Raw genomic sequence first — 12,303 nt, forward strand, 5'->3', positions numbered from 1 at the left:
CTATTTTATCATTATTTCAACGTGCTTTTCCGTTATATTCTATTTTTTCTCCCAAGCATTACCGTTAATATAATTAGATTTTTGATAATTATTTTTACGTGGCTTTGTCGGAAGCGTCATCGCTAAAATAATATATACCACTATCGCTCCACCGAATGAAATTAAACTGACACAAAGCCATAGAACACGCAACAATGTTATATTGATACCGAAACGATTGGATAGTCCTTGGCAAACTCCGGCAATCATCGCTCCACTAGGTTCTTTATAAATTTTTTTATCTTCCAAGTAACCTAAAAATCTTTCCCACAATTTATTTAAATTATTAATCATAAATCTACCACTCCTATTCTTTTGAAGATTGTAACATCAACACTTAAAATGTGCATTAAACTCCCTAATAAATCTAACAATTTCTGTTTTTTACATCATTAATTTTTTCGTTAAATAAAAAATTTCAACAATATGTCTTGTTTTCGTATTTTATAATTTAATTATATCACCGTTAATAAACAAGTCAAATAATAATTTTTTGTCATCTTTTTATCTTTTTGAATTTTTTCGTAACATTCTTATTTTTCATTTTCTTTAATGAAGTTATATAGTATAATTAAGGCTACAACAAGTGATAACTATTATCATCGGAAAGGAGTTTCTATGAAAATCGATAAACGTGCTTTAGCACTCTTTAATATAAAAAGGGAAGTATATATCGTTGCTTTATGCAAATTACTCACATTTTGGTGTTCATTATACTTTGTTTATAATTTTGTCGATTTATTATTTTATCTACTCAATAATAACTACGACGATAATTTTATTCTAATATTTACACTGCGTACTGTACTCAGCTTAATTATCTACTATTTGGCAACTACCGGCGATAATTATTTTAGCCACAATATTTCACGCAAAGTACGAACCGCATTGCGTTCGGAGATCTATAATAAGGTTGAAAAGCTGTCGCTTAACTACACAAACGCCGTTAATACCGGTCAACTACTCGTAATGAACTCATCATCTATCGTTAATATTGAATTTTATTTTAATAAATTTGTTCCTCAGATGTTTGCGACTATATTTATCGTTCTAAGTTCATTTATCATTTACGGCAGCATTAATATTTGGTTATTTGTTGCAATGCTTGTTTTGTATCCGTTAATACCTATTTCTATTATGGTAATTGTGAAAAAATCAAAAAAAACTAATAAGAAAAATTTTAGTGATTTCCTAAGTTTATCTGAAGTTTTTTATGATAGGTTATCCGGCTTTACAACAGCGAAAATTTATGGAAAAGAAGATAATGTTACCCGTGATGTTGATACTCGCAGTTCTCGCTATAGAAAATCTACAATGGAGTTACTTCGCCATCAACTTAATTCTATTAATGTTATGGATGCGATTACTTATATTTCGATTTTTATTTTATCAATTATCGCAATCTTTACAATAAAAGACAATAAATACATTATTTTTATTATTGTAGCAAGTTTGGAATGTTTTAAACCTCTTCGTGCCTTAGGCGGTCTATTCCATATTTCGATGAAAGGAAATGTTGAACTGGAAAATATTTATAAACTGCTTGATTATCCTGAACAGGAAAAAGATAACTCCCTTTTCATTGAACCCGGAAAAAATATTGCATTAACTAATGTAGGTTTTGCATACAATGATAAAGCGATATTAGAAAATATCAATATGATATTTAAACCAAGCACTAAAATAGCGCTTGTCGGAGAAAGCGGTAGCGGAAAATCTACATTAATAAAATTAATATTAGGTTTATACTCGAATTATTCAGGAACTATCCGTTACGATAATATCGATATTGATACTGTTCCTACAAAAGAAATCTCGAAATTATTCACACTTATCACCAATGACAGCTACCTTGTAAAAGGAACTATCCGCGAACATCTTTCAGTTAATAAAAATATTACAGAAGATAAAATGTGGCACGCTTTGGAACAGGTGAATTTAAAAGATTTTGTCCTAAATAACGGCGGGCTTGATTATCCGCTTTCTGCCGGTGCAGGTAATCTATCCGGAGGACAAAAACAGCGCCTACTCGCTGCTAAAGCTATATTAAAGGACAGCTATATTTATATTTTGGATGAAGCTGTATCAAATATTGACGATTATAGTAAACGTATTGTCTTAGATGCTTTTAATGCCGTAAAAGAAAATAAAATAATTATCGTTATTTCTCACGATCTTGATGTTCTTAGAGATTCCGACAATATTTATGTACTTCGCGACCATAAAGTGGCTGAAACCGGCACGCATAAATCCCTTATGAATAGCGAAACACTTTACAAAAAACTGTTTACCGAGCAACAAGAATTAAAAACAAAATTTTTAATTAAAGAGGGAGAGTAATGACATCATTAAAAGAATTAAAACAATTGCTTAATATCACAAAAGAGTTTAAACGCCCTCTACTACGTGCAACACTCTTTGGGAGTTTAGGACATTTAACACTTGTTATTTTCACTTACTTCCTTACATTATTCTTTATTGCAAAAATTACGACTGTAGCAGCTATACTTTTTATTATAATCCTTGCATTAGCAATACTGAAAGGATTATTCAGCTATATAGAACAACTGCTTAACCACTATGTTGCGTTTAAGGTACTACATGTATTGCGTATTAAGGTTATGGATAAATTCAAAAAAATATCCATCAACAGTTTCACACAAAACAGTTCGGGTGATTATATGACGATGATTACAACGGACATCGAATTACTTGAAGTATTTTACGCTCATACTATCACTCCATTTATGATATATATTGTCCAAGCATGTGTTGTTTCAATATTTGTTATGATATTTAGCGTACCGCTAGGTATATTGGCGTTGGTCATTTATATTATTATCGGACTTATCTACCCGTTGACATTTAAAAATAAAGGACAGGCGGTAGGCGATAGTTATAGAAGGAAATTAGCAGAGGTTAATAACCACTCATCAGAAGAAGCATATGGTATTTTTGAAACCGTCCAATATGATAAAATAGGAGAAACCAAAAAAGATTTAGTCAGCGAAACTGAGGAATTAACATATAGTGCTTATTTAAAAAATAAATTTCTTGTTGATTTGAATGCACTTAATATCGTAACTTATAATTTTGGAGTTCTTGCATTTATTTTTGCTGCAACTAAACACATAAACAACCCTAATATAATAATCACCTTATCGGCAATGTTTATAGTTTCATTTATTCCGATTTTGTATATGGGTAACTTAGCTTCAACACTTAGTCAAACTATGGCAAGCGGTAAAAGATTTCTTGAACTTATGAATACACCGGAAGAAAATGTTAATGACGGTGTAAAAGTTCCTTTTAATACCTTAACTGTTAAAAACTTATCATATCATTATGATGATAAAACTGTATTTAAAGATATTAACTTTACAGTTAATAAAGGTGAAATTATCGGTATTAGCGGCCCAAGCGGTTGTGGGAAATCAACTATTGCAAAACTTATTATGAAATTTATTGACAATAGTAAAATGGGCGGTAATATTATTATTGATGGTGTTAACGTACAAGATATTGATAATGCGTATTTTAGAAAACATTCATCTATTATTTTACAAGACAGTTATCTTTTTAACACCTCTATTAAAAATAATCTTACTTTTTTTGATAAAACTATTAATAAAAATTTAATTGATAAAGCGTTAAAAAATACAAATCTAAAAAATCATGTTGATAGCCTGCGTAATAAAACTGATACAACTATAAGTGAGCGTAGCGCTAATATAAGCTCAGGACAAAAACAAAGATTGTCCGTAGCCAGATCGTTTTACAATGAGAGCAAGCTACTTATTTTAGATGAAGCTACTGCAAATATCGATATATTTAGCGAAATCGAGGTATTAAAAGCGTTAGAAAAAGATAAAAATGACAAAATCACTATAATAATATCCCATAATAAAAGCACTTTATCTATCTGTGATAGAGTAATAAAATTAGGAGAATAACCGAAGTACGGGCAATATGTAAATTGCTCGTACTTTTTTCTGAATTATTTTCAAAATGTTGGAACTAAAATAATTTTCTAAATAATAAAATTATTATCCTATTTTATAAATAAAATAATATATTTTACTCAAAAAACAATTTTTTATATTAAAGATATTATGTATAACTTTCTACCTTGTTAATCTTGGAAAATTTATTTTTTTATTATTTGATTTTACTTTATAATTATCTACAAAATACATTTAGAAGATATTTTCTATTGTAGCACAATGTATTTGTCTGTTGCTTCTAATAACGCTATCTAATATTATTAATAATTTTTTATGAATTCCCTTTCAAAATATTTGACATCTTATTTTATATATATTATATTATTTATATAAAATATTATATAAGGAGATGAAACTATGAATAAAAGATTATTATTCAAAACTTTTTTAACATTAAGTACCACTATGTCTTTACTAACTGTGCAAGTTCTTGCAAATGATACTCCTGTTCAGAATGCCGGAACTTCCGTTACAGAAAAAGAGAAAGATAATTCAGCTGACCTTAATAAGTATTTATATGGTCTTTCTTACGACAGTCGCACTGTTTTAACACGTCAGGGTGAAACTCTTTCTAATATGTTTAACAAAACGGGTACGAACAAAAATGGAGAATTTGTTGTTGTTGAAAAAATCAAACGTTCATTATCACAAAGAACTTCCGACATCAGCATAAACGCTAATAACAGCAACGTAGTTTTTCCGGGAGCTTTATTAAAAGGGGATAGTGCTCTTCTTGAAAATAACCCTACTTTAATCTCTTTAAATCGTGGGCCTGTTACACTAAGTGTTGATCTTCCGGGTATGAGCGGCGAAGACGGACGCTTAACCGTTGATAATCCTACACAAAGTTCAGTAAGAGGTGGAGTTAATGCACTGGTAGACAGATGGTTTTCAAAATACGGTTCTTCTTATAGTATCCCTGCAAAAATGCAATACGATGAAACTACCGCTTATAGTATGAGCCAATTAAAAGCAAAATTCGGTGCTGACTTTGAAAAAATCGGTGTACCTCTTAATATTGATTTCTCTGCTGTACATTCAGGAGAAAAACAAGTTCAAGTCGTTAACTTTAAACAAGTGTACTTTAATGCCAGTGTAGATGCTCCTAACAATCCTGCAGATTTCTTAGGAAAAAATACAACTACTCAAGATTTAATAAATCGTGGCGTTAATGAAAAAACACCTCCTGTATATGTTTCAAATGTTTCTTATGGTAGAAGTATGTACGTAAAATTTGAAACTACAAGTAAAAGTACAGAAGTAAAAGCAGCTATTAATGCACTTATTAAAGGAGTTGACATTAAAGCTAACAGTGAATATAGCAACATTTTGAAAAACACCTCTATTACAGCGGTTATTCTAGGTGGTAACGCTAATGGTGCCAGCAAAGTCGTTACAGGAAATATTGATGATTTCAAAAAACTTATCCAAGAGGGTAGTATGTTTAATAAAAATAACCCCGGCGTTGCTATTTCTTATACAACTAACTTCTTAAAAGACAACCAACCTGCTACTATTCAAAATAATACAGATTACATCGAAACAAAAGTAACTTCTTACAAAAATGGTTATCTTACTTTAAACCACAGCGGTGCTTATGTAGCTAGATACTATGTTACTTGGAATGAAGTTAGCTATGATGCTAAAGGAAACGAAATTCTAACTCCTAAATCTTGGACATATAACGGATACGGTCGTACTTCAGGATTCTCAACAACCCTTGAATTTAAAGGAAATGTTCGTAACTTACACGTTCAAGTACAAGAATGTACAGGTCTTGCTTGGGAATGGTGGAGAACTATTTATGACAAAACCGATATACCTCTAGTACAAAATAGAACTATCAGTCATTGGGGAACTACTTTAAGCCCAAGATTATCTGAAGAAGTTAAAAATAACTAGTTAAAACGAAAAATTAATTTAAAAAGAAAAAAAGACCTAATTCCATAATTTAATGGAGTTAGGTTTTTTATGGTTGTATAATAAATACAAGATGCTAACACTCCTTTGAAAAATTCAACTTCAAAGGAATAATACGTTATTAATATAGTATTATAATTTGTTTTTAGCATATTCCTCCGCCCTTGCGATTTTCGGTTTTGTCGAACGCTTTATTATATTAAATTCCCTTAGTATTTTTTCAAAAGCTAATTTCCCATCGTTATAATCACTAACTTCAAATTCTAATTCGTAGTCTACAACATCATTTAAAAATATTGTTTTATCCAAAACTAATAACCCTTGCGATAGTCTTAATTCCTTACGTATGGTTGTTATTTTCTGAAAAAGGAGTGGTGTTTTAATGTTTACATTCATGGCTTTCAATTCCGCCATTATTACTTCCGGCAATGACGATAAAACTTGCGGAGCGTTAGGATAAAGCTTGTTGTCTATCGGAACATTAATCTCAATATTACCCTTTAATTTTCTTGTTTTTAGTGTTATTTCATTTTTTCTCCCACTAAATCTCAATCGTAATGCCGCACCGAATTTCTTTAATGTTTTTTCATTATCATCATAGTAATAATTTTTATTAATAATTGTATTAATTTCTCCTAAATTAAAGGCTGTGAATAATCTTTGATATTCATCTTCCGTCAATAAATTTTTAAATTCTATTTCTTTTTCTCTCATCGCCTAAAACTCCTTTTTCTTCTCAAGTGCAATAACAAAAGGTGCATTATTTTTTTGATTAATAAATTGATACTGCAAAACTTCAACATTGTGCTGATTAAGTGCGGTTAGCGTATCTAAAAGTGCCGCCTTTTCTATTTTACCATTTTCATGACCCCAATAGACAACAATAACAATAATTCCTCCAATTTCTAAAACTTTCAGAAACTTCTCTATTGTCGTAACGGTTGTATCAGCTGTCGTCGTGATATTGTGATTTCCTTTAGGTAAATATCCAAGGTTAAACATTACGGCACGTACTTTACTTTTAATATAATTATCAAAATTAAAATGAGAATCCAAAATAAGTTCACACTTACTGTCTACCTCATTGTTTAGGAGTAACTGTCTTGTATTAAAAATAGCCTGTTCTTGAATATCAAAAGCAAAAACTTTTTTAGCGGAGGTTTTCGCTAAAAATAACGTGTCATTTCCATTTCCACATGTCGCATCTACAACTATGCTGTTTTTATCAATTTTTTCTTTTAATATTTTCTTGGAAAAAATTAAAACATTATCCATTTTTTCTATCCTTTTTCATTTCATCTAAAATATCCGAAAATTCATAATAGCTGTCACCCGCTATTGTAAAATCCAGTGCTGTATTTATTAACTTTGCCAGCAACTCTGTATTTTTTTGAGATAAATCACTAGATTTGCTATTTTCTCTAAGTTTTTTGATAATATTTTCTAATTTTTCTATAAGCTGTACTTCGGTTATATTGGCATTTTCATCAAATTCTAGAGTATAATCTTTAATATTAAAACTCTGCCCTTTTTTAAACGGTGGTATATATACGGCACGTAAATTATTTATCTTTTCTCCTACGGTCGCCGATAATTCATTTAAGGCAGATGTATAAAGTCTTTCATTCTTCGAACCGGCTTGTTCAACAATCTTAACTTCATAATCATATGGATAATAATTCATAAGCTCTGTGGAAATATTTGCCGCTGTCAAATCATCATAACATTGTGTTATTATTATGTGATGATATGGATTAATATTGCTAAATGACTTTAGATTCGTTGCATCCAGCAATGTAAAACTCTCAACAGGGTCAAATCTGAAAGCATTAAAACAAACATCAAGAAAACTTTCTCCACCGACAACATTTACTTCAACATCACTTTCTATTAAAAGCTGAGTAGTAAGTTCCGCTACCATAGGATGCCCCGGCAAAAGATAAAGAACATCATTACTTTTAGCAACATCAACGATATATTTAGCTATTTGTTTATAAGTATCTTCAAAATTATCATTTTCTAAATAAAATCTATCACAAGTTTCAAACAAAATATTATTATCACGCAAAAAATTCATAGCGGGATGCTCATCAATTCGGGCAATAATTTTTGCATTTTTATTTTCAAGAATAAGTGTTTTAATATTTTCTTTAATATTGTAACTGTCATTAGGACCAAGCCCAACAATATAAATCATAATTAATCTCCTATTAAAAAATCTTAAATTTATTATACTATGTTTCCTAAAATAATAATAGAGAAGAATATTTTTTATAATTATTTATGGGAGAAATTTTATCTATATATTATATTACATAATGTCGTAATAAAGAAGTAATTTTACTACACTATCATATTGAAATAATGCTATCAACTTAGTATAATAAATATAGAGAAGCAAAATAAAAGGAGGATTATATGGAAAGGTTAAAAAGTATTTGGTTTTACTGGACATTAGTCTTAATGTTTATTATTTCAATGATTGCTAAACAGCTTGCTCATGTATCATTTTTAAAATTATTCGGACATTTGGTAATAGCACTCGTAATAGGAATGTTGCTGCAAACATCCGCTCCGCTAAAAGAACAGACAAAAAAAGATATTCCATTTATCAGCAATAAATTTTTAAGACTGGGAATTATCTTATTAGGGTTCAAATTGGCGTTGGATAAATTACTAGTTGAGGGTAAAAAAACTCTATTATTAGCTTTTTGCGTCGTATTGTTCATGATTGTGCTTACCTATGTTTTATGCCGAATTTTTAAAGTTGATAAAGAACTTGCTCTACTGTCATCATGTGGTTGCGGAATATGCGGTGCTGCTGCCGTTATGGGTGTAAGCTCCCAACTACGTGCTAAAACGGAAAACAGTGTTCTTGCAGTAGCGGTAGTTGCTATATTAGGAACTATTTTTACCCTTATTGAAGTAACTCTAAAACCATATCTAGGACTTTCCGCTTATGAGTATGGAATTTTTACAGGAAGCAGTCTTCACGAAATAGCTCACGCCGTAGCAGCAGGTGGTGCCGGTGAACAAGTTGCACTGGATACGGCTATTTTAGCTAAATTATCACGTGTTTTGATGCTTATTGTTGTTGCAGGTGTTCTCGTTGTAATTAATCTTCGTTCAAAAGAAAAAGAGACCGGAAAAATGCCTATGCCTTATTTTATTATCGGATTTATCTTAATGAGTATTTTAGGCAGTTACGTTAATATACTAAAACCGTTAGCACCTTATTTTGTCGATGTTGCTTATATCTTCCTCGGAATGGCAATGGCAGCACTTGGTATGAGTGTCAATTTTACCGTAATAAAAAAACGTGGGCTTAGAGTGTTTTCTGCGTGCTTTTTATCTTCAGTAATTTTAATGGGCGTTTGTTATTTGGTCGCAAAATTTATTTTTTAACAAATATATAAATATTGAAAGGAGAAATACTTATGAATATTACAGAAGTTTTAAATATTGAGTATCCAATTATCCAAGGGGGTATGGCACAAATAGCAAGATATGAATTAGTCAGTGCAGTGTCAAACGCAGGTGGATTAGGTGTATTAGCTACCGGCGGTAGTACGGCTGAAGAGTTAAGATTTCAAATACAAGAATGTAAAAAACTGACATCAAAACCGTTCGCCGTTAACTTAATGTTAATGATGCCTAATGTTGAAGAACTAATAGACATTCTTATAGAAGAGGGTGTCAAAGTAGTTACTACCGGTGCAGGAACACCGAGAAAATTTATGCCTCGTTTAAATGAAGCGGGTGTTAAAGTAATACCTGTAGTCCCTTCAGTAAAAACTGCAAAAAAAATGGAAGACTTAGGTGCAACAGCTGTAATAGTAGAAGGTATGGAAGCCGGCGGTCACGTAGGCGAGACAACAACAATGTCCCTAGTACCGCAAGTAGCCAGTGCAGTGTCTATCCCTGTAATCGCAGCAGGAGGCATAGGTGACGGGCGTGGTGTCGCTGCAGCTTTTTGTCTTGGTGCCAGCGGCATTCAAGTTGGAACTTTGTTTTTAGCAACTGATGAATGTCCGATTTCAAAAGAGTACAAAGAAGCAATTATCTCGGCAACAGATACATCAACAACGCTTACGGGTACAAAATTCGGTGCTCCTGTTCGCTGTTTAAAAAATGACTTAACAACACGTTACCATGAATTAGAAGAAAAATCGAATACTTTAATGGAACTTGAAGAATTAACACTCGGTTCTTTAAGACGCGCGGTATATGAAGGAGATATAGTAAACGGCTCTGTTATGTCAGGACAAATCGCCGGATTAGTCAAAGAAATACAACCGGTTAAAACGGTTATACAAACATTATTTAAAGAAGCCAATGAAGTATTGGAAAAAACTAAAATTTAAGTTTTTACTACTACTTCACAACTACAGAAGTAACAACAAAAAACTTTGTGTATAATTTATTCTTCACCTAAGTCCATTATTTGTGTAACAAGGGGAGGTTAAAGTTATGGTTAATTATAGTAATATTTTAGTGTCTATAATTGGTATAATAATAGTTATTATAGGCATATATATAATCTACAAACTAATAAAAAAATTAAAGTAAGAATATGTCTATATGAAAACAAAATTAGTTAATAACAGATAGTGAATTTTATTTAACAAAATTAGATTAATTATAATATACTGAAAACTTTATATATGCCATTTTTAATCTTTATTAGTATTGCGATAACCGTTAAAAAGAGATTACTCAATTTATGCTGAGTAATCTCTTTTAATATTAGAATTTATTTTTTTCTACGTTTATATATTACCTGATCGCCGGTATTTCGTTTTTGAAGACGATCATTTCTTGAATTTATTTGAGCGGTTTTTTGAGAATTTTCTTCCTTTAATGTCGGTTCAACATTAATCTCTTCTTTTTGAATATCAATATTTTTAGAGAAGGTTTCATTTTCTTCCGTATTAAATTGACTATTATTAGAGTTAAAATCCTGTTTTTGTGCGCTAAACTCTACATTTTGGTTATTAAATCTAGGGTTAAAACCTTGATTATTAGGATTTACCTGTTCGTTAGGATTAAAACTTTGAGCTGTTCTATTGTTAGTGTTAAATTGACCTTGATTATTAGGGTTGACGTTTCGACCATCTCCATTGAACTGAGAATGATTAAAGTTTTGACCTTGATTATTAAATTGAGAATTTTGTCCATTAAATCTTGGATTAACACCTTGGCTGTTAGGTCTTGGTTGTCCGCTTGCAAAATTTCCTTGTCCTCTTTGGTTATTAGAATTAAAACTTTGAGCATTTTGATTATTTCTATCGTAAGCTGTGTTGCGGTTTATCGGATTACCGAACTGGTCAAATTGCCCTCCTTGTTTAAAGTTTGGAATAGGATTACCAAATTGATCATATTGAACAAATTGTGAGTAGTACGCCTTAGCTTGCGGTGTCTGTCTTACAAAAAATTTAATAAAATCATCATTTTTATTAGTTTCAAGCGCATTAGAAGGTAATGACATTAGTATGAAGAAAAATCCTATAACATAAATAAATGATATTATGTATATTGTAAAGTAATTTAATAAATAAAACAATACAATTAAAATAGCCAATCCCCAGTTAGTAAAACCTACATCTCTTAAGCGACGTGCATAGCTTGCTGTTATAGGAATTAATATAATAATACCTATAACTATTAAAATAAAAATAACCGCTATACTGGTAGTTGCGGTAGATGCCGCATCAGCGAAAGAATTACCGGAAAAGTAATCATAATTACGATAAGCACGAGATGTAATTCCGGCAAAAGAAGCAAATACACTATAAAAAAATACAATTAATACAATTAAAAATCCAACGTGAATAGTTCCGACCGGAAACCAATGCCCGGCACGTGAAGAATAACCGTTAAAATCTACAAAACCTTTAAAAAAATCACTAAAAGCGGATCCAAAGGTAACGTGTTTTTTTCTTTGATCTATCATAAAATCCTCCTTAAAAAATAAACTTAGAATAATATACTAATAATATAATATCTATATAAATAAGTCAATTAAAACAAGGAATTTTATAAAGTGATTACCACTACAAACATTGCTATTAAGTTCGTTGCTGTTCTTAGTGGTGGAATACTAGCTTCACCTGAGATTATAAGCTCAGGTGAACCTTAAGGAAACTGCGTAGCAGTTAGTTCTTAAGGTTGCCACACCACTATAAAATCAGCAAAAAATAATATTTTGTATATAAATATATAGATTTACAATAAGGGGGATAATTTGTTTATCCAATCTTAAGTCTGGTTATACTTTTACCATAAATAATATAATATAGTAAGAAAATATATTTAGATAAAAAATAATATTTAAAATTTA

General features: G+C 30.7%; 10 protein-coding genes. 5 read left to right on the forward strand and 5 right to left on the reverse strand.

What is annotated here, in order from left to right; genetic code table 11:
- Positions 1 to 39: 39 nt before the first annotated feature.
- The gene (locus BQ7358_RS00300) at positions 40 to 333 is read right to left on the reverse strand and encodes a PspC domain-containing protein (protein ID WP_062172151.1); all 294 of its coding nucleotides are present in this window, start codon (positions 331 to 333) and stop codon (positions 40 to 42) included.
- A 324-nt stretch (positions 334 to 657) separates the two neighbouring features.
- Between BQ7358_RS00300 and BQ7358_RS00305 the strand changes: the two genes are divergently transcribed.
- The 3 genes from BQ7358_RS00305 to BQ7358_RS00315 all read left to right on the forward strand — a co-directional run bounded on the left by BQ7358_RS00305 (position 658) and on the right by BQ7358_RS00315 (position 5,945).
- Positions 658 to 2,379 carry an ABC transporter ATP-binding protein/permease gene (locus BQ7358_RS00305; protein WP_062172153.1) on the forward strand — a complete coding sequence of 574 codons (1,722 nt, stop codon included), beginning with the start codon at positions 658 to 660 and terminating at the stop codon, positions 2,377 to 2,379.
- On the forward strand, positions 2,379 to 3,992 hold the full coding sequence (locus BQ7358_RS00310) for an ABC transporter ATP-binding protein (RefSeq protein ID WP_062172155.1): 1,614 nt from the start codon (positions 2,379 to 2,381) through the stop codon (positions 3,990 to 3,992). Before BQ7358_RS00305 ends, BQ7358_RS00310 begins: the two co-directional genes overlap by 1 nt.
- Before the next feature lie 408 nt (positions 3,993 to 4,400).
- Positions 4,401 to 5,945 (forward strand): thiol-activated cytolysin family protein, encoded by a 1,545-nt coding sequence (locus tag BQ7358_RS00315; protein ID WP_062172157.1) that lies wholly within the window; start codon positions 4,401 to 4,403, stop codon positions 5,943 to 5,945.
- 150 nt (positions 5,946 to 6,095) lie between these two features.
- Here BQ7358_RS00315 and BQ7358_RS00320 read toward each other — a convergent pair whose 3' ends face one another.
- The 3 genes from BQ7358_RS00320 to BQ7358_RS00330 are packed head-to-tail and all read right to left on the reverse strand — an operon-like array spanning position 6,096 to position 8,160.
- A complete protein-coding gene (locus BQ7358_RS00320; RefSeq protein ID WP_062172159.1) occupies positions 6,096 to 6,677 on the reverse strand; it encodes a CYTH domain-containing protein in 582 nt (193 codons plus the stop codon).
- Positions 6,678 to 6,680: 3 nt separating this feature from the next.
- Entirely contained in the window at positions 6,681 to 7,238 is a 558-nt protein-coding gene (locus BQ7358_RS00325) for a tRNA 5-(aminomethyl)-2-thiouridylate-methyltransferase MnmM (protein ID WP_062172161.1), read from the reverse strand.
- Positions 7,231 to 8,160, reverse strand: coding sequence for an SAM-dependent methyltransferase (locus tag BQ7358_RS00330; protein ID WP_062172163.1), 930 nt, complete (start codon positions 8,158 to 8,160; stop codon positions 7,231 to 7,233). The genes BQ7358_RS00325 and BQ7358_RS00330 overlap by 8 nt, the downstream gene beginning before the upstream one ends.
- A gap of 221 nt (positions 8,161 to 8,381) precedes the next feature.
- On the opposite strand from BQ7358_RS00330, the gene BQ7358_RS00335 reads away from it, so the two are divergent.
- Positions 8,382 to 9,368: a YeiH family protein gene (locus BQ7358_RS00335; RefSeq protein ID WP_072520090.1), complete on the forward strand. Its 987-nt coding sequence runs from the start codon at positions 8,382 to 8,384 to the stop codon at positions 9,366 to 9,368.
- A 32-nt stretch (positions 9,369 to 9,400) separates the two neighbouring features.
- Positions 9,401 to 10,327, forward strand: coding sequence for a DUF561 domain-containing protein (locus BQ7358_RS00340; protein ID WP_072520091.1), 927 nt, complete (start codon positions 9,401 to 9,403; stop codon positions 10,325 to 10,327).
- Positions 10,328 to 10,716: 389 nt separating this feature from the next.
- Here the strand turns inward: BQ7358_RS00340 and BQ7358_RS00345 are convergent, their stop codons facing one another.
- Positions 10,717 to 11,916 (reverse strand): DUF805 domain-containing protein, encoded by a 1,200-nt coding sequence (locus BQ7358_RS00345; protein ID WP_062172170.1) that lies wholly within the window; start codon positions 11,914 to 11,916, stop codon positions 10,717 to 10,719.
- Between the last annotated feature and the right edge of the window lie 387 nt (positions 11,917 to 12,303).

Source organism: Gemella massiliensis (genome assembly GCF_900120125.1).
GTDB lineage: Bacteria > Bacillota > Bacilli > Staphylococcales > Gemellaceae > Gemella > Gemella massiliensis.

What these genes read in the sequence shown, in the direction of transcription:
- BQ7358_RS00300 (WP_062172151.1), bottom strand. Translation starts at nt 333, where the DNA reads ATGATTAATAATTTAAATAAATTGTGGGAAAGATTTTTAGGTTACTTG.
- BQ7358_RS00325 (WP_062172161.1), bottom strand. Translation starts at nt 7,238, where the DNA reads ATGGATAATGTTTTAATTTTTTCCAAGAAAATATTAAAAGAAAAAATT.
- BQ7358_RS00340 (WP_072520091.1), top strand. Translation starts at nt 9,401, where the DNA reads ATGAATATTACAGAAGTTTTAAATATTGAGTATCCAATTATCCAAGGG.
- BQ7358_RS00335 (WP_072520090.1), top strand. Translation starts at nt 8,382, where the DNA reads ATGGAAAGGTTAAAAAGTATTTGGTTTTACTGGACATTAGTCTTAATG.
- BQ7358_RS00315 (WP_062172157.1), top strand. Translation starts at nt 4,401, where the DNA reads ATGAATAAAAGATTATTATTCAAAACTTTTTTAACATTAAGTACCACT.
- BQ7358_RS00320 (WP_062172159.1), bottom strand. Translation starts at nt 6,677, where the DNA reads ATGAGAGAAAAAGAAATAGAATTTAAAAATTTATTGACGGAAGATGAA.
- BQ7358_RS00345 (WP_062172170.1), bottom strand. Translation starts at nt 11,916, where the DNA reads ATGATAGATCAAAGAAAAAAACACGTTACCTTTGGATCCGCTTTTAGT.
- BQ7358_RS00330 (WP_062172163.1), bottom strand. Translation starts at nt 8,160, where the DNA reads ATGATTTATATTGTTGGGCTTGGTCCTAATGACAGTTACAATATTAAA.
- BQ7358_RS00310 (WP_062172155.1), top strand. Translation starts at nt 2,379, where the DNA reads ATGACATCATTAAAAGAATTAAAACAATTGCTTAATATCACAAAAGAG.
- BQ7358_RS00305 (WP_062172153.1), top strand. Translation starts at nt 658, where the DNA reads ATGAAAATCGATAAACGTGCTTTAGCACTCTTTAATATAAAAAGGGAA.